General features: G+C 45.9%; 21 protein-coding genes and 5 pseudogenes. 1 reads left to right on the forward strand and 25 read right to left on the reverse strand.

What is annotated here, in order from left to right:
* Positions 1-90 precede the first annotated feature (90 nt).
* The 23 genes and pseudogenes from cccA to rpsU form a co-directional block, all read right to left on the reverse strand.
* A complete protein-coding gene (cccA, locus tag D368_RS12200; protein ID WP_003152999.1) occupies positions 91-453 on the reverse strand; it encodes a cytochrome c550 in 363 nt (120 codons plus the stop codon).
* A 349-nt stretch (positions 454-802) separates the two neighbouring features.
* Positions 803-1,924, reverse strand: a complete 1,122-nt coding sequence (gene rpoD / locus D368_RS12205; protein WP_003152998.1) for an RNA polymerase sigma factor RpoD — start codon at positions 1,922-1,924, stop codon at positions 803-805.
* Positions 1,925-2,116: 192 nt separating this feature from the next.
* Positions 2,117-3,928 (reverse strand): annotated as a pseudogene (gene dnaG, locus D368_RS12210) (DNA primase).
* A 21-nt stretch (positions 3,929-3,949) separates the two neighbouring features.
* Positions 3,950-4,455 (reverse strand): annotated as a pseudogene (locus D368_RS12215) (YaiI/YqxD family protein).
* Between the two features lie 255 nt (positions 4,456-4,710).
* Entirely contained in the window at positions 4,711-5,523 is an 813-nt protein-coding gene (locus D368_RS12220) for a pyruvate, water dikinase regulatory protein (protein ID WP_003152991.1), read from the reverse strand.
* Between the two features lie 25 nt (positions 5,524-5,548).
* The gene (gene ccpN / locus D368_RS12225; RefSeq protein ID WP_003152989.1) at positions 5,549-6,187 is read right to left on the reverse strand and encodes a transcriptional regulator CcpN; all 639 of its coding nucleotides are present in this window, start codon (positions 6,185-6,187) and stop codon (positions 5,549-5,551) included.
* 100 nt (positions 6,188-6,287) lie between these two features.
* The gene (gene glyS / locus D368_RS12230; RefSeq protein WP_128574839.1) at positions 6,288-8,327 is read right to left on the reverse strand and encodes a glycine--tRNA ligase subunit beta; all 2,040 of its coding nucleotides are present in this window, start codon (positions 8,325-8,327) and stop codon (positions 6,288-6,290) included.
* Positions 8,320-9,207 (reverse strand): glycine--tRNA ligase subunit alpha, encoded by an 888-nt coding sequence (gene glyQ / locus D368_RS12235; protein WP_003152984.1) that lies wholly within the window; start codon positions 9,205-9,207, stop codon positions 8,320-8,322. The genes glyS and glyQ overlap by 8 nt, the downstream gene beginning before the upstream one ends.
* A 301-nt stretch (positions 9,208-9,508) precedes the next feature.
* A complete protein-coding gene (gene recO / locus D368_RS12240) occupies positions 9,509-10,276 on the reverse strand; it encodes a DNA repair protein RecO (RefSeq protein WP_003152982.1) in 768 nt (255 codons plus the stop codon).
* A 36-nt stretch (positions 10,277-10,312) separates the two neighbouring features.
* Complete coding sequence (locus D368_RS12245; RefSeq protein WP_007408286.1) at positions 10,313-10,456, reverse strand: YqzL family protein; 144 nt, start codon at positions 10,454-10,456, stop codon at positions 10,313-10,315.
* A 154-nt stretch (positions 10,457-10,610) separates the two neighbouring features.
* A complete protein-coding gene (era, locus tag D368_RS12250) occupies positions 10,611-11,516 on the reverse strand; it encodes a GTPase Era (protein WP_007408285.1) in 906 nt (301 codons plus the stop codon).
* Positions 11,497-11,907: a cytidine deaminase gene (locus D368_RS12255; protein ID WP_003152976.1), complete on the reverse strand. Its 411-nt coding sequence runs from the start codon at positions 11,905-11,907 to the stop codon at positions 11,497-11,499. Before D368_RS12255 ends, era begins: the two co-directional genes overlap by 20 nt.
* Positions 11,908-12,030: 123 nt before the next feature.
* Positions 12,031-12,405 carry a diacylglycerol kinase family protein gene (locus tag D368_RS12260; protein ID WP_003152974.1) on the reverse strand — a complete coding sequence of 125 codons (375 nt, stop codon included), beginning with the start codon at positions 12,403-12,405 and terminating at the stop codon, positions 12,031-12,033.
* On the reverse strand, positions 12,386-12,859 hold the full coding sequence (gene ybeY, locus D368_RS12265; RefSeq protein WP_003152973.1) for an rRNA maturation RNase YbeY: 474 nt from the start codon (positions 12,857-12,859) through the stop codon (positions 12,386-12,388). Before ybeY ends, D368_RS12260 begins: the two co-directional genes overlap by 20 nt.
* Positions 12,860-14,992, reverse strand: a complete 2,133-nt coding sequence (locus tag D368_RS12270; RefSeq protein ID WP_015387990.1) for an HD family phosphohydrolase — start codon at positions 14,990-14,992, stop codon at positions 12,860-12,862.
* A gap of 80 nt (positions 14,993-15,072) precedes the next feature.
* The gene (locus D368_RS12275; protein ID WP_003152970.1) at positions 15,073-16,032 is read right to left on the reverse strand and encodes a PhoH family protein; all 960 of its coding nucleotides are present in this window, start codon (positions 16,030-16,032) and stop codon (positions 15,073-15,075) included.
* Positions 15,996-17,220, reverse strand: a pseudogene (gene yqfD, locus D368_RS12280) (sporulation protein YqfD). The gene D368_RS12275 and the pseudogene yqfD overlap by 37 nt, the downstream one beginning before the upstream one ends.
* A gap of 17 nt (positions 17,221-17,237) precedes the next feature.
* On the reverse strand, positions 17,238-17,519 hold the full coding sequence (yqfC, locus tag D368_RS12285) for a sporulation protein YqfC (protein WP_003152966.1): 282 nt from the start codon (positions 17,517-17,519) through the stop codon (positions 17,238-17,240).
* A gap of 56 nt (positions 17,520-17,575) precedes the next feature.
* The gene (locus D368_RS12290) at positions 17,576-18,010 is read right to left on the reverse strand and encodes a hypothetical protein (RefSeq protein WP_128574840.1); all 435 of its coding nucleotides are present in this window, start codon (positions 18,008-18,010) and stop codon (positions 17,576-17,578) included.
* Positions 18,011-18,037: 27 nt separating this feature from the next.
* Positions 18,038-19,030, reverse strand: a complete 993-nt coding sequence (gene floA, locus D368_RS12295; RefSeq protein WP_003152961.1) for a flotillin-like protein FloA — start codon at positions 19,028-19,030, stop codon at positions 18,038-18,040.
* A gap of 24 nt (positions 19,031-19,054) precedes the next feature.
* Entirely contained in the window at positions 19,055-20,377 is a 1,323-nt protein-coding gene (locus tag D368_RS12300) for an NfeD family protein (protein ID WP_128574841.1), read from the reverse strand.
* 115 nt (positions 20,378-20,492) lie between these two features.
* Positions 20,493-20,939, reverse strand: coding sequence for a GatB/YqeY domain-containing protein (locus D368_RS12305; protein ID WP_003152958.1), 447 nt, complete (start codon positions 20,937-20,939; stop codon positions 20,493-20,495).
* A 14-nt stretch (positions 20,940-20,953) separates the two neighbouring features.
* Positions 20,954-21,127, reverse strand: a complete 174-nt coding sequence (rpsU, locus tag D368_RS12310) for a 30S ribosomal protein S21 (RefSeq protein WP_003152957.1) — start codon at positions 21,125-21,127, stop codon at positions 20,954-20,956.
* A gap of 171 nt (positions 21,128-21,298) precedes the next feature.
* Here rpsU and D368_RS12315 point away from each other — a divergent pair.
* Positions 21,299-22,223 (forward strand): annotated as a pseudogene (locus D368_RS12315) (Na/Pi symporter).
* A 37-nt stretch (positions 22,224-22,260) separates the two neighbouring features.
* On the opposite strand, the gene mtaB reads toward D368_RS12315, so the two are convergent.
* Positions 22,261-23,616, reverse strand: coding sequence for a tRNA (N(6)-L-threonylcarbamoyladenosine(37)-C(2))-methylthiotransferase MtaB (gene mtaB / locus D368_RS12320; RefSeq protein WP_014305444.1), 1,356 nt, complete (start codon positions 23,614-23,616; stop codon positions 22,261-22,263).
* Positions 23,616-24,385, reverse strand: a pseudogene (locus D368_RS12325) (16S rRNA (uracil(1498)-N(3))-methyltransferase). Before D368_RS12325 ends, mtaB begins: the two are co-directional and overlap by 1 nt.
* Positions 24,386-24,403: the final 18 nt, after the last annotated feature.

Below are 24,403 nucleotides of genomic sequence, written 5' to 3' on the forward strand. Positions count from 1 at the left end.
TTTTCCTTACTATCATATAAAAAAACCGCCCGAAATCCAAGCGGCGGATAGAGTTTTTCATATGTCTTTTATATAGGGACCGGTAAAGCTTTATTTAATGTCAGAAACCCATTTTGCCATGTCATCCAGCTTTTCGGCCGGCACAAGGCCCGCGGGCATCCCGTTGCCGCCTTTTTCAATTTTTGTTTTAATCTCAGCGACATCTTTTCTTTTGCCGACGCCTTTTAAGTTCGGCCCTGACACACCTTCATAGTTTTCCCCGTGACAGGTGATACAGTTCGCTTTATAAATCTCTTCAGGTGAAGCGTTTGCAGTTTCCTTCTCGGCATTTTTGCTTTCACCGCCGCTTGCGATCTGATGCGCATCTCCATTGCCTTTTACAGCTAAAAAGAAAGTCAGCCCTATTCCCAGCACTGCAATGAGCAAAAAAGGAATCAGCGGATTCCACTTCATATCTCCATCCCCCTTTTTCATTCTCCCCCTATGTAAACACTTCTAATTCTAACTTATTTTTACAAAAAGTAAATGGTCTTGCTCAGCAATTTCATTGATTTCACAATTTATACAAAAAGCAAAAATAACTGTTTTGTTTATCACAAAATTATCTTTATTCTATTGTATAATGAATTGTATACGCTTACAATAAAGAATATAAATAAACTTATCTCATTTTCCCTCTTTCAGGACATGCCGCATTTTTTCCGAACCCATTTGCAAAACATATGCTTATCCAGTAAAATAAAGGTATATTATCCATATATCTTATACATAAAAAGAACGGATCAAAAAGACCCGTTCCATTCTATTCGAGAAAATCCTTCAGACGTTTGCTTCTGCTCGGATGTCTCAATTTACGAAGCGCTTTTGCTTCAATTTGGCGAATACGCTCTCTCGTTACTCCAAACACTTTGCCGACTTCTTCTAAAGTTCTTGTGCGTCCGTCATCCAGACCGAAACGGAGACGCAGCACGTTTTCTTCACGATCTGTCAACGTATCCAGCACATCTTCCAGCTGTTCTTTTAAAAGCTCATATGCCGCATGATCCGACGGAGATGTCGCTTCCTGGTCTTCGATGAAATCACCGAGATGTGAGTCGTCTTCTTCACCGATCGGCGTTTCTAAAGAAACTGGCTCTTGAGCAATTTTTAATATTTCACGGACTTTTTCAGGCGTAAGATCCATGTCTTCAGCAATCTCTTCCGGTGTGGGCTCTCTGCCAAGATCCTGAAGAAGCTGACGCTGCACCCGGATTAATTTGTTGATGGTTTCCACCATATGAACCGGGATACGGATTGTTCTCGCCTGGTCAGCGATGGCGCGTGTAATCGCCTGTCTGATCCACCAAGTCGCATACGTACTGAATTTATATCCTTTACGGTAGTCAAACTTCTCGACGGCTTTCATGAGACCCATGTTTCCTTCTTGGATCAAGTCTAAGAAAAGCATGCCGCGGCCGACATACCGTTTAGCAATGCTGACAACTAAACGAAGGTTTGCTTCAGCCAGTCTGCGTTTAGATTCCTCGTCACCCTCTTCAATTTTTTGAGCGTAGGTGATTTCTTCTTTAGCAGAAAGAAGATTTACCCGTCCGATTTCCTTAAGGTACATGCGGACTGGATCATTGATCTTTACGCCAGGCGGTACGCTGAGGTCATTAAGGTCAAATTCTTCTTCGGCTTTGGCAAGCTGTTGAATATTAGGATCTTCCGTTTCTTCATTTTCACTAATTAATTCAACACCTTGTTCTCCTAAAAATTCATAATACTCATCCATTTGGTCTGATTCAATTTCAAAGCTGGACATGCGTTCAGCAATTTCTTCATATGTTAAAACGCCACGTTTTTTTCCAGTTTCAGTAAGCTGCTCTTTCACCTGGTCTAATGTAAGTTCTGTTTCTGTTTCGTGGGTTTGTTTATCAGCCATTATGGATCCCTCCTTCCAAAGCTTGCAACGAATTCTAAAAGCGGTATGTTTCTTATCCGCCCCGGAAGCCTTCTCTCTTTTTCAGCATGCAGGGCTGCGGATAATAAATGACAATTCATGATGAGGTTAAGCGATCTATTTGCTCCTCCGCAAGGAATCATTGCCAATCAGAACGCAAGCCTCTTTTTGGTGTTACTTTAATGATCGGTTCAATGCAACAATTTCTTGAGCCAGAGACGCAGCTTTCACGAAGTCTTTCTGCCTCTCCGCATCCGCTCTTTCTGCTTCTTTTTCCTTTATCATTGACCATTTTCGGTGATCCAACACTTTTTTACGTAATCGGATAACTCGGCCTCTGAGAGCTCCTCGTTTACTTGGAGCATCCCTATATCTGAAAGCAGCTGGCTGATTTCCTCATCCTGCATTCTCGCCATAAGATGCTGCGGCGTCATGTCAGCACCCTCTTCATAAACAGCGTACAGGTATGCTGCCAGCGCACGATGTCCGTCAATGTTAAATTCAAAGCCGACACGCTCAATCACTTTCTTGATGACGTTTCGGTCTCTCAGCATATGAGCGAGCAGAAGTCTTTCCGCGTTCTCATAGGCGGGACGGAGACGGCGCCGTTTCGCTTTTGTCGTCACCCGGGCCCGTCTTGTCTGCGGTTCGGCGTTTTTGTCGCCGGGGGTGTTTTGTCTGGCGTAGATGGAAAGCTGTTCCGTCAAAGATTCTACCGAAAGAGAAAATTCTGAGGCGAGCTGCTTCACATACATTTCCTGCTCAAGCGACCCGGAAAGAGCGCTGATTTCTTTCAGCACTTCTTTCATATAAGCGAGCCGGTCTCCTTCGTCAGATAAGTTTTTCCCTTTGCGGAAATATTGCATTTTAAAAGCCATGACCGTAACGCTTGCATCAATGATATCGGTCCGGAATTTTTCTCCGCCCCGGGTTCTGATATAATCATCAGGATCAAGCCCGTCAGGCAGCATGCTTACTCTTACCTTACAATCGGCTTTCTGGAGCAGGCCGGCCGCTTTCAGCGTAGCTTCGTACCCGGCTTTATCCGAATCGTAGCAGAGAATGACCTCCTGAACATTTCTTCTGAGGATTTTCACATGCTCTTCGGTGAGCGACGTCCCCATTGTGGCGATACTTTCTTTTACGCCTGAGCTGACGGCGGATATGACGTCAGCGAAGCCTTCAAACAGAACGGCTCTCTCCTCTTTCCTGATCGGCAGGCGCGCCTTATGAAAGTTATACAGCAGCTTAGATTTATGAAACAGCGGCGTTTCCGGGCTGTTCATATACTTCGGCTGCTGGCTTCCGAGCGCCCTTCCTGAAAAAGCCGCCACGGCTCCGTGGTGATCATGAATGGGAAACATAATTCTGTTTCTGAAACGGTCAAAATACCCGCTGCCGTCTTCCCTTCTGATCAGCAGACCCGCTTTTTCCATCATTTCTTCCTCAAAACCGCGCTTTTTTCAAGAATTTCGTCATGAAATCCCAGGAATCCAGCGCGTAGCCGATTTCAAACTCATCTATGAGCTCTTTCGTAAAACCCCTTGATAAAAGGTAATCTAACGCTTCCTGGCCTTCCTTTGTATTTATTAGCAAATGATGGTAAAATTTCTTCAGAAGCTCGTGGGCTTCCGCCATCTTCTGCTCTCCGGAAGATTCCGGCCTGGATGCAGAGTGAATCGTTATATCATCAGGGAAATCAATCTGATATTTATCCGCAAGGTGAGAAACAGCTTCCGTAAATGAATAGCCTTCCATCTGCCGTAAGAAAGAGAAAACGTTCCCGCCCGCTCCGCATCCGAAGCAATGAAAGATCTGCTTATCGCTGGAGACGGAAAACGAGGGCGTGTTTTCCCCGTGAAACGGACAGAGCCCAAAGTAGTTGCGGCCTTGCTTTTTCAATTGGACATAATCACCTATGACTTCAACAATGTCTGCTGACTGCTGCACCTGATTAACTACTTCATCTGGTATGCGGTTTCCCATCTTATAACACTCCGTCGTACATTATTCGATGTTTTGATTTGAAATCCCTTCATCATTCGACAGGATTTTTTAAGCAGGGTAACAAATCGATTCCGATCTTCTTTATTTAATTTTTTAGGTCCTTTGGAATGAATGCCGCTTCTTCTCATTTTGCCTGACATATGACGGCTCATCAGAGCGAAGTCAATCGTGTCTTCAGTATAAGAACGGCCCCTTTCCGATAAGACGGCAATATTTCTGTTCAGCAAAAGAGATGCTAAACCGATATCCTGCGTGACTACGACGTCTCCCGATCTCACATGGTTTGCGATATATAAATCTGCCGCTTCTTTATGAGGATCAACGTATACCCAGTTCTCGTCTTTGCTTCTGGAAAGCTGGTAGTGTTCAAATGATGCGACGAAAATAACCCGAACGCTGAATTGCGATGCAATGAGCATTATTTCCTCTTTTACGGGGCATGCGTCTGCATCGACAAAAATCGTCTTTTCTTTTTCATTTAGAAGACTAATTCTCCATCCCTCCATCAATCTCCTGCATAAAAACAAGCGAAATCGCATATGCCCCATGACTGCGGATCTATTTTGAGCTTTGTCGAAAAATTTCCGGGAGTTATTCTTGACATCTTACCCATAATAGTTTATTCGTATCACACGAAGCTTAAACCTAAAAATAAACATTTTATCACAATTTTTTATTATAATACAAACTTCGCGAAGATGCCATCCTTTTTGTTTATTCCCTATTTGCATACCCAAAAACCCAGGATAAAGCGTCCTGAGTTATCGGCCCTTTGTTTTGAGATGATGAATGATGTTCGCTGTTTCTTCGACTGCTTTATTCGAAACGTCAACGACTTGGCAGCCGATCCGATCCACGATTTTCTCAAAATACTCCAGCTCTTCTTTAATTCTGTTGATATTGGCGTAGATGGCTTTGTCATTTAAGCCGAGAGATTTTAACCGTTCTTTACGTATATGGTTCAGTTTATCAGGGCTGATTTTTAAGCCGATGCATTTTTTCGGATCAACGCTGAACAGTTCTTCCGGCGGATCGACCTCAGGAACGATCGGCACATTGGCCACTTTCAGACGCTTATGGGCAAGATATTGTGATAATGGGGTTTTAGACGTTCTGGATACTCCGAGCAGGATGATATCGGCTTTTAAAATGCCTCTTGGATCCCTGCCATCGTCATATTTGACGGCAAACTCGATCGCCTCGACCTTTTTGAAATAATCTTCATCAAGCTGGCGGACGCGGCCCGGTTCATATTTGGCGGTCAGACCGTAAGCCGATTCCATTTTATCGATGAGCGGACCGATAATATCGTAATACAGCACATTCGCTTTTTCCGCTTGTTCAACCAGGTATTTGCGCATTTCAGGAACAACGAGCGTAAAACAAATAATGCCGCCGTCCGCTTTGGCGAGAGACACGACTTCATTAATGGTGCCGATATCTTCCACATAAGGTATTCTTCTGATATGCGTATCATCGGCTGAGCCGTTAAACTGGCTGAGCGAGGCTTTTACAACGAGTTCGGCGGTTTCTCCGACTGAGTCTGATACTACATAAATGATGCGATTGTCCATGTTATCCCCCCGTTAGTTTTCAAGCTTATATGATTTCATTTTCTGATAAACTGACAAGTATCTTAGTCATATTCGTTTTGGTAAACCGGCCGATGACCTCAAAGCCTTTATCCGTATCTTTAATAACGGGCAGGGCATCGATCTGTTTTTCAATTAAATACTTGGCGATGTCCATCACATAATCATCACGCCGGCAGACGGCGATATTCGGCATTCTTGTCATGATAATATGAACCGGTATTGAGGCAAGTTCCTGCTGGCCGATGCTCGCCCGCAGCAAATCTTTGCGTGACAGCACACCGACTAAGACAGCATCACGATCTACGACAAATAACGTGCCGACATCTTCTAAAAACATGGTGCAGATGGCATCGTATACCGAGACATTTTCATTGATGACAACAGGGATCGATTGAAAATCTTTCACTTGCAGCTTTTTCAATTTATCCGCAAGCAGCTGATTTCCCGTTTTCCCCGTATAAAAATAACCGACCCGCGGACGGGCCTCTAAGAAGCCTGACATGGTGAGTATGGCCAAGTCCGGCCGCAGCGTGGCCCTCGTTAAATTGAGCTGTTCTGCGATATGCTCTCCGGTAATCGGGCCGTTTTCCTTTACAATCTGTAAAATTTGTTCTTGCCGTTTATTTAATTCGATCGTACTCACCACCTTTATGGAAGGGTTTCTTTATCTATGTTTTCATTCTGTGATGTTTATGTAAAAGGGGAAAAGACGATTGCCGATCACACAGCAACCGTCTTTTTCTTTATTTTACAATAAGATGATTCATATTAGCAAAAGACTTGATTACATCTGCAAGAGCGGTCATTTGCGCTAAACGGTTGGTTTTTAATGCTTCATCGTCCGCATTTACCATCGTGTGATTAAAGTAATCTTCGATCGGCTCTTTTAATCCGCTGAGCACGGCAAGCGCCTGTTCATAGTTTTTGGAGGCAAAGCTTTCCGCGACACTGTCTTTTGTTTTTTCATAAGCGTCAAACAGCTTTTTCTCCTGTTCATTTTCAAACAGATCCGGCTTGATATCGCGGCTCTCGCCTTTTTTGCTGATGGAGATGACCCGGCCGAGTGATTCAGCCGTTTCTTTAAAGCCGGGTGTGCCGAGGTGCTTCTCAAGCACTCTTGCCTTATGAACGGCTGCATACGGCTCAAGTTCTGTGCTGTCCAGAACGGCTTCAATAACGTCATGACGGATGTCTTCAGCGTTTAAGACGTATTTCAGACGCTGTGTAAAGAAATCAAGGAGCTCATTTTCTTTTTCCGTTTCTGTCAACGACAGCAGTTCTTTAAAAGAAATGCCCCAGTTGCGGTCGATCAGAATGGAAACAATGCCGCTTGCCTGACGGCGCAATCCGTACGGATCCTGAGAACCTGTCGGAATTACGTCAATGCTGAAGAAGGAAGCAATCGTGTCCAGTTTATCAGCTAACGCCACGACCGCGCCGGTAAAGGTTGAAGGCACTTCTCCCCCGGCCGCTCTCGGCATATAGTGCTCATTGACAGCGGCAGCGACGGCTTCATCTTCACCGAGCATGCGCGCATATTTTTCTCCCATCACGCCTTGAAGCTCAGGGAACTCATAGATCATATGTGTAACCAGGTCAAATTTAGAAATCTCTGCGGCGCGCTTCACAAGTTTTTGCGTCTGTTCATCCGCTTTCAGGCGGACGGCAAGTTTGCCCGCAATGGTGACCACTCTTCTCACTTTATCCCCGAGGGAGCCGAGCTCTTCATGGAAAACGATATTTTCCAGTTTCTTCACGTTTTCATCAATGTTCAGCTTTTGGTCTTCTTTGTAGAAGAACGCAGCATCTGAAAGCCTTGCTCTCAGCACTTTCTCGTTTCCGCGGGCAACATTTTCAATTGCATGGCTGTTCCCGTTTCGCACCGTAATAAAATGAGGAAGCAGATTCCCGTTTTCATCTTTTACCGGGAAGTAGCGCTGATGCTCTTTCATTGTTGTCACGAGCACTTCTTCAGGGATAGAAAGAAACTCGGATTCAAAAGATCCGTAAAGCGCCGTCGGATATTCCACCAGATGGTTGACTTCGTTCAGCAGATCCTCATCGACCGGAATGTTCCATTTTTTCTTAGCCGCAAGCGCATCCAGCTGGCTTTGGATCATTTGTTTGCGTTCTTTCGGGTCAGCAATGACGCTTTGTTCTTTCAGCAGCTTTTCGTATGATGACGGCGCATCAACAGATACTTCTTGGCCGAGAAAGCGGTGCCCCTGCGTGTTCCGGCCCGTCTCGACATTTGTGATTTCAAACGGAATGACATCTTTTCCAAAGAGGGCGGCAATCCATTTGATCGGACGGATATAACGCAGATCCTGCGTGCCCCAGCGCATGTTTTTCGGAAAATGCATTCCGGCAATCAAATTTTCCAGCTGCGGTAAAAGTGTCTTCGTCTCTTGTCCCGCCTGGAATTTTTGAACGAAGACATATTCCGTGCCGTTTACATCTTTTATATACAGGTCATCCACTCCGGCGCCTTGGCCTTTTGAAAATCCGATAGCGGCTTTTGTCCAGTTTCCGTCAGCATCCAGAGCGATTTTTTTCGCAGGGCCTTTTGCTTCTTCCTGAATATCAGCCTGTTTTTCTGCTACGTCTTTTATATATACTGCCAGACGTCTCGGCGTATTAAAAAGTTTCACTTCGCCGTGGGCGATATTTTTTTCAGCAAGCCAGCCGGTCAGTTTGTCACCGAGCTGCACCATGCTGTCATGTAAAAACCGCGCCGGCATTTCCTCGAGTCCGATCTCTAAAAGCAAGTCTTGTTTACTCATGGGAAGAGCCCTCCTCTTTAAGCATTGGGAACCCTAATTTTTCCCGTTCTTCATAATACGTTTTTGCCACTTTTCTCGCTAAGTTGCGGACACGGCCGATATATCCCGTCCGCTCTGTCACCGAGATCGCGCCTTTTGCATCAAGCAGATTAAATGTGTGAGAGCATTTCAGCACATAATCATAGGCCGGATGCACAAGCCCGTTATCCATTTGTCTGATCGCTTCTTTTTCATAGGTGCTGAACAAATGGAAAAGCATATCCACGTCAGATGTTTCAAAAGTATAAACGGAATGCTCGTATTCAGCCATCATAAATAAATCTTTCACAGTAAATCCTGACGTCCATTCAAGATCAAAGACGTTTTCTTTATCCTGAATATATGACGCGAGACGTTCAATACCATATGTGATCTCAACGGACACCGGTTTACATTCAATTCCGCCCACCTGCTGGAAATATGTAAACTGAGTAATTTCCATCCCGTCAAGCCATACTTCCCAGCCGAGACCTGCACAGCCTAAAGACGGGTTTTCCCAGTTGTCTTCTACGAAACGGATATCATGTTCAAGCGGGTCAATGCCGAGCGCACGCAATGAATCAAGGTAAAGCTCTTGAATGTTATCAGGCGACGGCTTGATAATGACTTGGAATTGGTGATGCTGATAGAGCCTGTTCGGGTTTTCACCGTACCGTCCGTCCGCAGGCCGTCTGGACGGCTCAACGTAAGCCACTCTCCACGGCTCCGGCCCGATGCTTCGTAAAAATGTATACGGGCTCATTGTGCCTGCGCCTTTCTCCACATCATACGACTGCATAAGCACACAGCCTTCATTCGACCAGTGCTTCTGCAAGGTTAAAATCATATCTTGAATGTTCATTTCAAGCACCTCCACTTTCTCCATTCTTTTACAAGTGCGGCGGCAACCAAAAAACTCCCGTCTCTATGCTTGCCGGCCGCAAACATAGGGACGAGAGTTCTCCCGCGGTTCCACCCTAGTTGCTGAGGATGTGAATCACTCAGCCTCTTTTTAAAGGGTTGCTCGAGAATGCCTTTCGTTGCGCGCTCATCCTTAGCTTACACTGCCCTAAGGTCGCTTGTATGAGTTGGACGCAAGTACTTCTTTCTGTCACTGCAACATATTTTATAATAAATGATCATATAAAAAGATGGGCAGAATGTCAACTTTTGTTTTCATCCAAAAGGTTCTTCATGCTTTCCATCTGGTCTAAAAACCGTTTTGACTTTAAATAAAGTCCTGAATATTCCTCGTAATACAGATCAATGACCTGTTTAATTTCGTTTTTCGTTTCCTGTTTTAACGAGACGCTGCCGAGCCTTCCGATATCAAAGTAATAAAAAAGCCTTAGCAGCCTTGCCGTTTGCGGCGAAATCGGAACTCTGTACGGATCCTTTTCAAAGCAGCGGTGGCAGATAAAACCGTTATCTCTTATCGAAAAATGAAACGTCCCTTCCCCGCTTTTGCAGTGGACACAATGATTCAGCTCCGGATACAGCCCCATGACGCCGAGCATTTTCATCTGCACGATGAATGTGATCACGTCCGGGTCAGTCCCGTCATTCAGCCTCTTAAAGGATTCGAGAATCAATTCGAATAAATAGGGGTTCGGTTTCTTCTCTTCCGTTCCTTTGTCAGTGAGTTCAGCGATAAAAGCGGCATACGCCGTCAAAAATAAATCTTCTCTGATCGTTCTCATGCTGAGAATCATTTCACCCTGCTGGAGCGTGCCGAGTCCGGATGTTCTTTGCATTAAAAATGACCCGTACAAAAACGGCTGGCTGACTGCTGACAGCCGGCTGGCTGACTTCCTGGCGCCTCTTGCCATGACGCCGATTTTGCCGTGTTCCCTCGTCAGCAATGTCACGATTTTATTCGTCTCCCCGTAGTCATTCGTACGGAGCACGATTCCTTCACATTTAGTCAGCATTTCCGCACCTTCCAACAACGGGAGGGGCCAAGAGGTTTACAAAATTGGAAAATCAATTCGGGCTAGCTCATCTTCCGGTTCTTCGGGTCTTTCCAGGTTCTCTTTTTCCAGTTCTTTAAAAAGAAGGTACGTATCAACACTTCCTGTTTGAGAAAATACGTTCCAGGTAAAATTCAACACAAAAACCCACCTTTCATCATTAAACTAGCTTGCCAATCCAAATTCTTACCCTTATCTTGACCTGATGTCCTCCTTTTCATGTTAAACAAATTTTGCTAACGAATCCCTGTTTCTGTGAGGTAATCCCACACATCAGGCATGCGCCTCAGATGAATTAATATTCATCCTCTTTGAAGCCGAAATCACGCAGCTGAGACATTTTATTCCGCCAGTCCTTCTGCACTTTCACCCATAATTCGAGGTAAACGCGTGAACCCAGCAGCGCTTCAATATCAGCCCGCGCTCTTTTGCCGACTTCTTTCAGAAGCGCTCCTTTTTTCCCGATGACGATGCCTTTTTGAGAATCCCGCTCGACCACAATGGTGGCGGCGACATGGACAGAGCCGTTTTCCTGCCCTTTAATGGACTCGATAGCGACAGCGATGCTGTGCGGCACTTCTTCCCTTGTCAGATGGAGCACCTTTTCCCTGATCAGTTCAGAAATAATGAACCGCTCGGGATGGTCAGTCACCTGATCGCTCGGATAGAACTGAGGCCCTTCCGGTAAATACGCTTCAATCTGCGCGAGAAGGGTTTCAACGTTGTTCCCTTCCAAAGCTGAGATCGGCACGATTTCTTTAAACGGATAGCGCGTACGGTACTCATCAATTAAAAGAAGCAGCTGGTCAGGGTGGATCTTATCAATTTTGTTTACGATCAGAAAGACCGGCGTGGACGTCTGTCCGAGCTTTTCAATGATAAACTCGTCGCCCTTTCCGTACCCTTCTTCGGCGTTAATCATAAATAACACCAAGTCAACTTCTTTCAGCGTATTCTGCGCCACTTTCATCATAAAATCGCCAAGCTTGTGCTTCGGTTTGTGAATGCCCGGTGTATCAATAAAAATGGTCTGCGATGTGCCTGTTGTCAGCACCCCTTGGACTTTATTTCTTGTCGTCTGGGGTTTGTCGCTCATGATGGCGATCTTTTGACCGATGACCCTGTTTAAAAAGGTAGACTTTCCTACGTTCGGTCTTCCGATGATAGATACAAATCCTGATTTAAAGCTTTCGTTCGTCATGTAAATCCTCCGATGAAAATGCGCCCGGCAATAATTCTTCCGCAGTCATTTCTTTTATTTGTCCTTGTAAGTTGGTCAGAATAACAAGCATATCCTTTGAGCACAGCTCGGAAATTACTTGTCTGCAGGCTCCGCACGGCGAAACCGGTCCCGGAGTATCCGCAGCCACGGCGAGCATCGCAAATTCCGTATCCCCCTCGGAAACAGCTTTGAATATCGCCGTGCGTTCAGCACAGTTGCACATGCTGTATGCCGCATTTTCAATGTTGCAGCCTCTGTACACTTTTCCGTCTTTGGTAAGAAGAGCGGCTCCCACTCTGAAATTTGAATACGGTACATACGCTGTGTCCCGTGCTTTTAATGCTTCTGCAATCAATTCTTGTCTGTTCATGTGTACTTAATTCCTCTCTTACCTTTATCCTGTATGATACCGCTGTCACTTTTATTTTACATAATTATGATCGGTTTTTCACGCCCATTTTTGGCAATGTAAAATAATTGTAAGAATCTTCTGCTAACATATCTTCGGCAGGAAGATGAGTAAACCAATGATACACGATATCACGGCAAAGACGCAAACGGCTCCGGCGGCCGCGTCCTTTGCCGCTTTTGCGAGCGGGTGATACTGATCGGTAACTAAATCCACAACATGCTCTATCGCCGTATTTAAAAGCTCCAAAGCAAGCATCCCTCCGATCAGCACCAAAACAACGGCCCATTCGGCTGTGCTCAGCCCGGTGAGAAAACCGCAAACGATAACGGCGCAGGCCGCGGTAATATGAAATTGAAAATTCCGCTCTGACCGCGCCGTTTTCCAGATTCCCCTCCATGCATGGACAAAGCTCTTCAGGAACCTGCTCCACTCGTTTTTATGATCTCGTGAGTCCATACTCATCCAGCAAATCCTTTTGCTTTGAAAACATTTCTTCCTCTTCTTCTTTTGTCATGTGATCATAGCCAAGCAAATGCAAAAAGCCGTGCACGGCCAGAAAACCGAGCTCTCTCATAAACGAATGGCCGTACTCTTCCGCCTGCTCTTTCGTTCTGTCTGCGCTGATGATAATATCTCCTAAAACAGGCGGCATGTCGGCGCCTACGATTTCAACCTCGTCTTCGCCTTCTTCTTCAAGCGCAAACGAAATGACGTCAGTCGGAGTGTCTTTTCCCCGGTAGTCTCTGTTGATTTCTCTGATTTCTTCATTTGTCACAATCGTGACCGATACTTCAGCCTGATCCTGAACGCCTTCTTTTTCCGCCGCGAATTGGAGCAGCTTCTCCACTTCTTGGAGCGCATCAGCTGAGACGCTGTTCGTTTCATCAACAATATCTATGAGTAAACCCATTTATTTCACCTTCTTCGTAGCCTCCGGATATTCAATCCGGGAGTGGAAAATTCCTTTTAAAGTCGCACATAGTGTTTTTGCGATCGTATCCAGTTCTCGGAACGTGAGATCACATTCTGAGAATTGTCCGTCCTGAAGCTTATCGGATATAATTCCCCGCACCAGTTTTTCGATCCGCTCGGGATTGGGATTATGCATGGAACGGACGGCGGCTTCAACGCTGTCGGCCACTGAGATAATAGCCGCTTCTTTCGATTGCGGCTTCGGCCCCGGGTAGCGGAACTCTTTCTCTGTAATCTGGTCGCCCTTTTCTTTCGCTTTATAATAAAAGAATTTTAAAAGGGACGTTCCGTGATGCTGCTCCGCGATATCCACAAGCTCTTTCGGAAACTTATAGCTTCTGAGCATATTCGCACCGTCTGTCGTATGTGCGATAATGATATTTTTGCTGAGCTGCGGAGACAGCTTGTCATGCGGATTATCCATATTCATCTGATTTTCAATAAAATATTGTGGACGTTTCGTTTTGCCGAGATCGTGATAATACGCTCCGACCCGTGCCAAAAGACCGTTTGCCCCTACGGCTTCACAAGCCGCTTCCGACAGATTTGCCACCATGACGCTGTGATGATATGTACCGGGTGTTTCCGTTAAAATCTTTCGAAGCAGGGGATGATTCGGATTAGACAGTTCAATCAGCCTCATCGTTGAAAGAATGCCGAATCCCGTCTCAAAAAACGGCATCAGACCGATAATCAGAACGGATGAAGCAAGTCCCGAGACGACCCCCATCAGCATCAGCGTTCCGATTTCAACCGGTGACAGCGCCGTATTTTGTATTAATAAAAGCGACAGCACGATAATCATATTAATAAATGAGACGAACAGTCCCGCCTGCAATATTTTTGATCTCGCATTGTGTTTCCCCAAAAACAGAATGCCTGAAATGCTGCTGATTAAATAGTAAATGCCGATGACGTAATTAAATGTTCCCGTCACACCCTGATTAAACATCATACTGCCGCAGATCGCCAGAATGATGCTTCCTAAAATGGCGAGCCTTTCATTGAGCAGCAGCCTGATTAAAATCGCGCCGGCGGCGATCGGCACAAGATAGCCGATATTGGTGTATTCAATCTTCTGAAAGAGACTGACGACTTCCATAATGACGAGAATAAGCGTTGTAATGATAGAAAACAGCAAAAGAGATTTATTTTTCAGCTTAAGCTCCTGCTGCTGTTTCTCAAAATAGTAGACAAGCGTGGCAATAAACAGCCCGATCATCAGAAGCAGACCGCTGATCGGTTTTAACAGGTTGGAATTATTCAAAAGCCCCGTCAGTTCAAGCTTCCTGTATACTTCCCGGTCGATCAGATCATTCTCTTCCACGAGAACCTGTCCCTGTTTGATCTGTACCGGCTGGACGCTGTCTGACGCTTCCTGGCGTTTTTCATCCGTCGCTTTCGGATCAAATACGTAATTCGGGATGACCGCGTATTTTCCGATTTCAGTCGCAGCCGCTAAATATTTTGACGGCACAGAAGCGCTTTTCAGCTCTTTTGCGACCTTATCCTTCGCTTCGGCAAGCTTTTCAGAAGGAATTTCACTGCTCATCACCGTATTCACCGCGGTAATGACCGAATCCCTCACAAATGAGAAATCTTCATTGTTTGCATGGAGAAGCGATTTAATGGCATCTTCCGAGACGGATTCATTGACATCCTGTGTCAGCTTGTTTTTCACCGATTTGACCAGTGATTTTTCCGAAGGTGACTTTTTGTCTTTTTCCGCATCTTTTTTCACTTCGCCGATGCTGTCAAAAATGGAAGTGATCAGGTCAAGCCGGTTGTCGGTATAGCCTTTTTTCAGGGTGTATTGATCTTCCACCGCATCTTCGGCCGCCTGTTTTTTCGATTCCGTCGCCTGCTGATCTTCCACTGTGGCGGGCGCGTAAATCGTCTTATCACTGACTGAAAACAAATCCAAATTAAGTGATTCAGGTTTTACATGAATAAAGAGCAAACCAAACATGATCGCTGAAAGCAGCAGGTACAGCAGCACATGGGCTGAGCGGGCATGTCTGAAACTGCGGAACCGTTCCCGGGCGCTTTTGCCCTTTCCCTTCTTTTTCAAAACAAGAACCTCCTCCCTGAAACATCAGGAACACATCATATAAAAATGACCCGATAACGGGAGATCGGGTCATTTTCGCATTACTTTTGCTTATCATAAGCTTCAATAATTTTTGCAACAAGCGGATGCCTGACCACATCTGTCTGGTCAAGTTCAATCACGGAGATGCCGTTTATGTCCTTCAGCATATCCTTCGCTACTGCAAGTCCCGATGTGACGCCTTTCGGCAGGTCAATTTGGCTTACGTCGCCCGTAATGATCATTTTAGAGCCAAAACCCAATCTCGTCAAAAACATTTTCATTTGAGCGGGTGTGGTATTCTGGGCTTCATCAAGAATCACATACGCGTCGTCAAGCGTCCGCCCTCTCATATAGGCAAGCGGGGCGATTTCAATAACCCCTCTTTCCATAAGACGCTCCGTATGGTCGCTTCCGAGCACATCATGGAGCGCGTCATACAGCGGGCGCAGATAAGGATCTACTTTTTCCTTTAAATCTCCGGGCAGAAAACCGAGGCTCTCGCCGGCTTCCACAGCGGGTCTTGTTAAAATGATTTTTTTAATGTGGCCGTTTTTTAAAGCATGCACCGCTTTTACGACCGCCAAATAAGTTTTGCCGGTTCCCGCCGGCCCGATGCCGAACACCATGTCGTTTTTCTTCATCGCCGCCACATATTCTCTTTGGCCGAGGGTTTTGACACGGATCGGTTTGCCTTTTGCCGTTTTCGTTATTTCCTCTTCATACATGCTTTCAAAATAGTCCAGTTCATCTTTTTTTGCCATTTTCACGGCATACAGCACATCACGTTCCGAAATCTCGATCCCCTTGCGAATTAAAGTAAGGAGCGAGCCCAATAATCTGTCAGCGATCTCAAATGTTTCATCATTCCCGGAAACGTAAATGGTTTCACCGCGTGTGATGAGGCTAATGCCCAGATCCTTCTCCATTAAATGTAAAAAGGCATCTTGGCTGCCGAACAAAGAAAGTGCTTCGTCCGGGCTTTTCAGTTTGTGATTAATCGCAAGTAAATGTTCTGCCATTCTTTAGTCTCCCTGAACAATAGGTGTGGTTTGAACGATATCTTCTATAACTTGGTAGAGAATAATCAACTTTACTTTACCATTCTCAACGGATTGGTGCAAAACTTTTTCACTTTCCACCTCTCCGCTGCCGTTTAATCGCTTTTCTACATCTTGTCTTCCCATTTTGATACCGGCCTGAACCGCTTCGCCTTTCGTATAAGTCCGCACGGTTGTTTCACTTTCTCTTGTCTGTTCTTGAACGTAAGACACCGGAAGCTTCATCCCCAGAAATTGAAACGGGTGCTTTTCTTCCTCTGTTTTCGGATGTTTCAGCGGCTCCTCATTAAATTCAAAGCCCCAAAAAGGCACGCCCCATGATCCGAAAGACAGCTTGTGCTTCGTCCTTACTTTACCCGTATATAGCGTAAATGATGTTTCAAGAGGCACGGTTACTTCAGACTTGTACCATGTTTCTCCGTAAATTTCCGCTTTTGAGGCGACTTTCCGGTCTTCATTTCCGATCAGTCCTGAGACGAGAAGCTGTCCTTTGTCAACATGATCGTTCACAAAAGCCATCGGCTGCCCCTTTTGCACGAACATCCTTTTGATGACCGCCTTCTTTTTGGCAACGATATGGCGGGGGCTCACGTACTTTTCTTTTGTCGGTTCGTTTTTTTCGACCACTTTCATATGAAGGGCTGTCCCGTTCAATTCCACACCGACCCACGTAATATTATCAATGCCGTTTGTTAATGATTTTTGGATTTTCTCCGGCGTCATCATTAAAAATTGCAAACGGCCTTTTTTCACACCGATTTCTTCAAGGTGCTTTACCATCTGATGCTCGGTTTCGGGCTTGGCCCCTTTAATATCAATGTCCCAAATCATGTTGGACAAAAGAAACAATATAATGAAAAACATCACAAATCCCGCAGTGAAGCCCAGGTTTAATTTTGATTTGAGAAGCAGAAAGGGAAGACCCTTTCTTTTTGTAAAGCTTGCTTTGCATTCATGTTTTCTGATGACTCTTCTGAAAGCATGTACATCTTGAAGCTGAATCATCAGCAGAACACAGTCTTGCTTTTTTTTCACCGCAAAGATGGCGATTCCGTTTCTCGTGCATTCATTCAGCAGCCGTTCAATCCCTTTTCCTTTGACTTCCATTTGGACTTTACCCGAAAAAAATGACAGCCATTTGTTTTTCACATTATTTCCCCCCGGCTTTATGAATCGACATATCGTACGTGATCTATCGTGCCTTCCAAAAGGATTTCCTCAGGAAGGATTGCCTTAATGACCAAGTTTTTTCCTGATATGATACATTGCCCCTGCTTGAGCATCAGCCTGACTTCTTCTTCGCTGAACAGCAGGAGGCCTCTGTGATTCTCTATGTAGATATGAAGTCTGCCGACCATCGTAATACGAGGCAGATCCATCATAACGTCCGGGGGAATTTCCAATGCTCTTGTCAGCCATGCCTTTACACGATTCTTTCTTTGCCCCATAAAAAAAGAACCCCCTTTCATCTCATATGTATGATTTGAAAAGGGGTTCTAACACTTTATTTTTTACCGATGTTCCGCATGGTCCGATGCGGTTTTTTTGCACGGGGCGGACCCAAAACCTCACTGAATATGATGCCTTGGACCGCAGTTTCTTTATTTATTTTGAGGGCTGATTTCTTCAGAGACGCGTTTCGTGCGCGTTGAGATGTCAGCTTATGTTCAAGCCCGTTAAACATCTGCTCCGTCTCCGCTAGGCGCTTTTCAGCTTCCCTTCTTTTTTGCTCAAAAGGGTTCTCTTCTGAAACGGCTTGCAATTCTTCCGCTTCCGGCTTATGCTCTTTCTGCGGCTGTTTTTGATCCTGCTTTTTTGTCTGATTTTCGGGACGTGTACCCGGCGGCCGTTTTTCATCTTTGTTTTTCTTGCCGAATATTGCCGATATAATGCCGATGACGGCGGCAATGACGAGCGGATTTGTCAGAATCTCGTGCATATAGCGGCTCCCTCCTTAATAGAGAGGTTATTGTTGGTCTTCATCTTGCTGGTCATTCGTCAGCTTGCCGATAGAATCCCTCATGTCCGTATCCGCGTCGATATTTTTTATGTTCATATAGTCCATGACGCCGATGTTTCCTTCACGCAGCGCTTCTGCCATCGCAAGCGGCACTTCGGCTTCTGCTTCCACGACTTTTGCACGCATTTCTTCTACGCGAGCGCGCATTTCCTGCTCTTGGGCGACCGCCATGGCACGGCGCTCTTCGGCTTTGGCCTGCGCAATGTTTTTGTCTGCTTCTGCCTGATCCGTTTGAAGAATCGCTCCGATGTTTTTGCCGATATCAACGTCGGCGATGTCAATCGAAAGAATTTCAAAGGCGGTGCCTGAATCCAGCCCTTTGCCAAGTACGGTCTGCGAAATCATATCAGGGTTTTCCAGCACTTTTTTATGATTACCCGAGGAACCGATTGTCGAGACAATCCCTTCTCCGACACGGGCGACAACCGTCTCTTCTCCCGCTCCTCCGACAAGGCGCTCGATATTGGCTCTTACGGTGATTCTGGCTTTTGCTTTTACTTCAATTCCGTCCATGGCGACACCCGCGATAAACGGTGTTTCAATGACCTTCGGATTGACGCTCATCTGTACGGCTTCCAATACGTCACGCCCGGCCAGGTCAATGGCTGCGCAGCGTTCAAATGTCAGCTCAATATTGGCGCGCTGTGCCGCAATCAGGGCATTGACCACCCTGTCGACATTACCACCGGCCAGATAATGGCTTTCGAGCTGATTTGTTGTTGCGGATAGGCCGGCTTTGTGCGCTTTAATTAACGGATTGACAACGCGGCTTGGTATGACGCGCCGCAGCCTCATCCCGACCAAAGTGAAAATGCTGATTCTGACTCCTGCCGCAAGCGCCGAAATCCATAGCATCACCGGTACAAAGGTGAAGAATATGGCTAACACGATTATGGCAGCTGCAACTATTGCTAAAATCGCCAAACTTGACAGTTCCATCTAATTCCTCCTCAAGGTTATCATCTATATTTCTCTCACGACAATGCGTGAGCCTTCCGCTTTCACTACTTTCACCTGTCTGTCTTTTTCAGTGAACGATCCTTCCGAGACGACATCCAGACGTTCATCATCAATAATGACGGTGCCTGACGGTCTGAGGGCTGTAGCGGTAATGCCGACTTTCCCCAACAGCTCCGTCCGGTTCTGATTTGAAACATAACCGCTCTCCGTGCTTGTTGAATCAGTTAATATTAATTTTTTAAAGAATTTCATTCGTTTCCCCAACACCCTTGTTAATATGATAAAGGCTGTAATAGACACAGCAATGGCGATCAAGAGAGAAACCGCCATTACGGTAAAGCTGCCCGCAGCGAGAAAGAGGCTCGCGATGACGCCTGCAATACCGATAAGACCGATTATGCCTCCGGGCAGAAATATCTCTAAAAGGATAAAAACCAATCCCGCGCAAAATAAGAATACGCTGTCATAGCCGGCGAATCCGGCAGCGATATGCCCGGTGAAAAACAGCAGCATGGCCGTCAGTCCGACGGCACCCGGTATTCCGAGGCCCGGCGAGAACAATTCAATGGTCAAACCAAGCAAAGCAAGCGTTAATAAGACGGGGACAACAAACGGATTTGTCAGCCATCTGCCCAATTTGCCGACAAAACCTTCTTTTGCATGGTGAACATCCGCTTTGTCAAAACCGAGCTTTGTATATAAAGCATCAAGGTTTGAAACCGTGCCCTCCGAATATCCGACTTCCTTGGCTTTTTCAGCTGTCAGTGTCAGCAGTTTTCCCTTTGGGGCGCCCGCTTCCTTTGCATTGATGGCGGGATCTGCCATGGCCAGGGCGTATTTCGGATTTCGGTTGTTTTTAACCGCTGCGTCCTCCATTTCTGCATGCCACAGTGATTGAGCCTTTTTGTCCGCCGCGTTTCCTTTTCCGTCGATGATGGCTGCGGCACCGATTTTTCCGCCCGGCGCCATATAGATTTCATCAGCCTGAAGCGCTATATACGCTCCGGCAGAAAGCGCCCGTTTATTAACGTAAGCGGTAACAGGCACATCCGCGCGGCCGATGATATCCGCAATATCCAAGGCTGATTGAACGGCGCCTCCCGGTGTATTGATGTCAAGAATAATGTGTGACGCGCCGGACTCCTTCGCTTCTTTGAAAGAACGCGATAAAAACGAGGCGAGCCCCTGTTCGACATTTTTCTCAACCGGGATGACATAAACCGATGGGTGATCAGCTTTCGCGTTCAATTGAACCCCTAATAAAGATAATACAAATAAGCCCAATAGAGCAACAGCAATTCCGGTTTTTTTCGGAACAAGGCAAATATACCCTCCTTCCCGTTTCGTTCTTCTTTATATACGTAACAAATGTACTTTAGTTTCATTTTTTTATGTATAAAAAAAGACATCTCTCTAGGAAAGATGTCTTTTTTCTTGTCAATTAAGATAATTGACTGCTGACAAGTCTGTTAATTACGCTGCCGTCAGCTTTACCTTTTACTTTAGGCATAATAGCACTCATCACTTTGCCCATGTCCGCTTTGGAGCTCGCACCGACTTCAGCGATGGTTTCATTTACAATTGTCTGCAGCTCTTCTTCAGAAAGCTGCTTCGGTAAATAAATTTCTAAAATGTCCAGCTCTTTTTGAACTTTATCTACTAAATCTAAACGATCAGCGTTTGAAAATTCATGGAGGGAGTCTTTACGTTGCTTAAGTTCACGAGATAGGACAGTAAGTTCCTCATCCTCGGTCAAACTGTCTTTCTTAAGCTTAATTGCTTCGTTTTGAAGTGAAGCTTTCACCATTCGAACGACAGTCAGTTTGTCTTTCTCACGGCTTTTCATATACAGCTTCATATCTTGGTTAAGTCGCTCAAGAAGACTCATAAATCCACCCTCTTTTAGAATTTGCGTTTTCTAGCAGCTTCTGACTTTTTCTTGCGCTTTACGCTAGGTTTTTCATAAAATTCGCGCTTTCTTGCTTCTTGCAAAGTACCTGTCTTTGATACACTGCGTTTGAAGCGACGAAGAGCATCTTCAAGCGATTCGTTTTTTCTAACGACCGTTTTTGACATTCTCTTTCCCTCCCTCCGAATACACCAATCGACTACCTTTAAAAAGATACATATATAAACATGTACTTTGACATTATAATATAAGCCATCAGTCAGGTCAACTAAGCGAGCTCACTTTTCCGTCATGAATAAGGCTGCTTGTCTATATAATGATGGAAAGGGGTGTTTCGTTTGATAATACTGATTCTCTTTACCGCACTTATCCTGTTTTTTTACTCGGAATGAGCCTGCTCAGGCAGGGCCTGATCGCATTAACGTATTCAAAAATTGAGAAAAGCCTGCTCTTATTTACCGACCACCCTTTGAAAGCTTTTCTCATAAGCATCATATTCACCGGTTTTCTTCAGAGCAGCTCAGCCTTCATGGTCATTGTCATCGGCTTTGTCAGCGCAGGCGCTTTATCTTTTAAACGGACCATTCCGATGATTCTCGGCACGAATGTCGGCTCCACATTTACGACGGAGTTTTTAGCCATAAAGATGGACGTGCTCATTTGGGTGCTTTTTATCGGAGGCCTTGTGTTTATCCTCATCCGTAAATATCCGTTCAGGCAGATCGGTATAAGCTTCCTCGGTCTCGGCATCATCTTTTTTGCATCACATGCTTCAGCCGGCTTGCCGTTCCGCTGACAGAAATGAAGGCGGGGGCGGAGGTTTTGCGCCATGTGAATGATTCGAGCTGGTCCGCTCTTTTTATCGGCATGATATTGACGGCAATCATTCATTCAAGCTCCGTCTGCATCGGCATTTTGATGAGTTTTATGAACGAAGGGGTGATCGGCATTGAACAAGCGGTCAGCGTCGTTCTGGGATCTAATATCGGGACATGCGTCACGGCCGTCATGGCTGCTGTTTCAGGCGGTTATGCCGCCAGACAGACCGCCGGTGCTCACGTAGTGTTTAATATTCTCGGCGTACTGCTCGTCTTTCCCTTCCTGTCTGCATCAGCAGGTATTACGGAGCGCCTGTCTGATGATCCCGCGCAGATGATTGCGCATTTCAGCCTGTTATTTAACGTAGTCACCGCCTTATTGTTTCTGCCGTTCACACATTTGTTTTATCGGCTGATTGACAGGATGATTCCTCCGAAACCGTAAAAAAACCGATGCGGGAAGGCACCGGTTTTTTTATCTGTTATGAAGACATGCGCATGTTCCGGGTCATTTCATCCTCAACGACGCGGACGAATTGTCCTTCGTTATACGGATAGCCCGCTTTTTGAATTTTGACTTTGACAAGTTTGCCGATTACATCTTCCGTGCCTTTGAAGACGACTTTCATGTAATTGTCCGTATAGCCGACGAACATGCCGTCCTCATCAGACTCTTTAAACGCCTCTTCCGGAATGATTTCCAGAACCTCTCCTTCATAATCGGAGGCGTATTCTTTGGCAAGCTGGTCAGACAGCGCAATCAGCTTATGCACCCGTTCGTTTTTCACGTTCTCGTCAACCTGGTCTTCCATTCTGGCCGCAGGTGTTCCGGTGCGTTTGCTGTAAGGGAATACGTGAAGCTCTGAAAACTTATGTTCTTTAATGAACCGGTATGTTTCCATAAATTCTTCTTCCGTTTCACCCGGGAAACCGACGATGACATCAGATGTGACGGCAAGACCCGGCAGCGCTTCTTTCAGCTTATTTAAACGGTCCGCGAAAAATTCCATCGTATATTTGCGTCTCATCCGTTTCAGAACGGTGTTTGATCCTGACTGAATCGGGATATGAAGGTGGCGGACGATTTTATCAGACGCGTCCAGCACTTCAATCACTTCATCAGTGATTTGGCTTGCTTCAATAGATGAAATTCTGATCCGCTTCAGTCCTTCTACACGTGTATCAAGCTCGCGGAGAAGCTTGGCGAAATTATAATCTTTCATATCTTCGCCGTAGCCGCCCGTATGAATCCCCGTCAGGACGATTTCTTTATAGCCGGCATCCACCAGCTGCTGCGCCTGTTTAATGACTTCTTCCGGATCGCGGGAACGAAGCAGGCCGCGCGCCCAAGGGATAATGCAGAACGTACAGAAGTTGTTGCAGCCCTCTTGGATTTTTAACGACGCTCTTGTGCGGTCAGTAAAAGCGGGAACATCCAGCTCTTCAAACACGCGTGCTTTCATAATATTGCCGACGCCGTTGATCGGCTGACGCTCTTCCCTGTACTGCTCAATGTAACCGAGCATTTTTTCACGATCCTGCGTGCCGACGACGATGTCAACACCCGGGATGGCCATAATTTCTGCCGGAGAGGTTTGCGCATAGCACCCTGTTACGCAGATGACGCCGTCAGGATTTTGGCGGATCGCCCGTCTGATGACTTGACGGCTTTTTTTATCTCCCGTGTTTGTTACCGTACATGTATTAATGACATATACATCTGCTGTCTGTTCGAATTCTTTTCGTTCATAACCCGCATCTTTAAACAGCTGCCAGATTGCTTCTGTTTCATAATGATTGACCTTGCAGCCAAGGGTATGAAAAGCAACAGTTGCCATTACTGATCACCTCTTAATAACTCTGTATGATAGGAAACTGCGCTTAACGCGTAAAGAGGCGCAGTTTCAGTCCGTAAAATTCTCGGTCCGAGGCCGCATAAGACGGCGCCTTTTTCTGAAAGCTGATGAACTTCAGACTCAGTCAGACCGCCTTCAGGGCCGAATACGATTAAAAGAGACGAACCTTGCGGAAGGCTTTTAAGCTCCGCGGCGAAAGCGCCCGTTTCCCCCTGCTTTGATGACTCCTCGTATGCAACGACACATTTATCGACATTCTCCGCCATTTCAAGCAGCTGCGGGAACGTATGAACGGTTTTCACTTCGGGAATTTCATTGCGGTACGATTGCTCCGCCGCTTCCTTCGCGATTTTCACCCATCTCTCCCGCTTTTCTTTGCCTTTTTGTCGTCTAGCTTAACGACGGATCTGGCGCCTTGAAAGGGGATGAACATACTAGCCCCCAGCTCGGTCCCTTTTTGGATAATCCATTCAAGCTTATCGCCTTTCGGAAGGCCGCTGGCGATCCTGATCTTCAAAGGCAGTTCACGGTTTTCACCCGTCCATTCAGCAATGCTGCATGATATATGATCTTTAGAAACCTCTTTAAGCAGGCATAACGCTTCATGGCCGTCTTTCGAACAGCAGATAATCCGGTCTCCCGCACTCATTCTCATGACGTTCGCTATATGGTGGACGTCTTCCCCCGTAATTTGAAAATCGGGAGTTTCGTCCATCTCCTGCTTCGTGAGCTCGATAAAATATCGTTGCATACGCTGTGACACCTACTA

It is taken from the genome of Paenibacillus lentimorbus NRRL B-30488, from assembly GCF_000411595.1.
In the GTDB taxonomy this organism is placed as follows: Bacteria; Bacillota; Bacilli; order Bacillales; family Bacillaceae; genus Bacillus; species Bacillus velezensis.

Bases quoted from the DNA above. Each gene is read 5' to 3' on its own strand.
- cccA (WP_003152999.1), bottom strand. From the start codon at position 453: ATGAAGTGGAATCCGCTGATTCCTTTTTTGCTCATTGCAGTGCTGGGA.
- rpoD (WP_003152998.1), bottom strand. From the start codon at position 1,924: ATGGCTGATAAACAAACCCACGAAACAGAAACAGAACTTACATTAGAC.
- D368_RS12220 (WP_003152991.1), bottom strand. From the start codon at position 5,523: ATGGACAATCGCATCATTTATGTAGTATCAGACTCAGTCGGAGAAACC.
- glyS (WP_128574839.1), bottom strand. From the start codon at position 8,327: ATGAGTAAACAAGACTTGCTTTTAGAGATCGGACTCGAGGAAATGCCG.
- glyQ (WP_003152984.1), bottom strand. From the start codon at position 9,207: ATGAACATTCAAGATATGATTTTAACCTTGCAGAAGCACTGGTCGAAT.
- recO (WP_003152982.1), bottom strand. From the start codon at position 10,276: ATGCTGACTAAATGTGAAGGAATCGTGCTCCGTACGAATGACTACGGG.
- era (WP_007408285.1), bottom strand. From the start codon at position 11,516: ATGACGAACGAAAGCTTTAAATCAGGATTTGTATCTATCATCGGAAGA.
- D368_RS12255 (WP_003152976.1), bottom strand. From the start codon at position 11,907: ATGAACAGACAAGAATTGATTGCAGAAGCATTAAAAGCACGGGACACA.
- D368_RS12260 (WP_003152974.1), bottom strand. From the start codon at position 12,405: ATGGACTCACGAGATCATAAAAACGAGTGGAGCAGGTTCCTGAAGAGC.
- ybeY (WP_003152973.1), bottom strand. From the start codon at position 12,859: ATGGGTTTACTCATAGATATTGTTGATGAAACGAACAGCGTCTCAGCT.
- D368_RS12275 (WP_003152970.1), bottom strand. From the start codon at position 16,032: ATGGCAGAACATTTACTTGCGATTAATCACAAACTGAAAAGCCCGGAC.
- yqfC (WP_003152966.1), bottom strand. From the start codon at position 17,519: ATGGGGCAAAGAAAGAATCGTGTAAAGGCATGGCTGACAAGAGCATTG.
- D368_RS12290 (WP_128574840.1), bottom strand. From the start codon at position 18,010: ATGCACGAGATTCTGACAAATCCGCTCGTCATTGCCGCCGTCATCGGC.
- floA (WP_003152961.1), bottom strand. From the start codon at position 19,030: ATGGAACTGTCAAGTTTGGCGATTTTAGCAATAGTTGCAGCTGCCATA.
- D368_RS12305 (WP_003152958.1), bottom strand. From the start codon at position 20,939: ATGAGTCTTCTTGAGCGACTTAACCAAGATATGAAGCTGTATATGAAA.
- rpsU (WP_003152957.1), bottom strand. From the start codon at position 21,127: ATGTCAAAAACGGTCGTTAGAAAAAACGAATCGCTTGAAGATGCTCTT.
- mtaB (WP_014305444.1), bottom strand. From the start codon at position 23,616: ATGGCAACTGTTGCTTTTCATACCCTTGGCTGCAAGGTCAATCATTAT.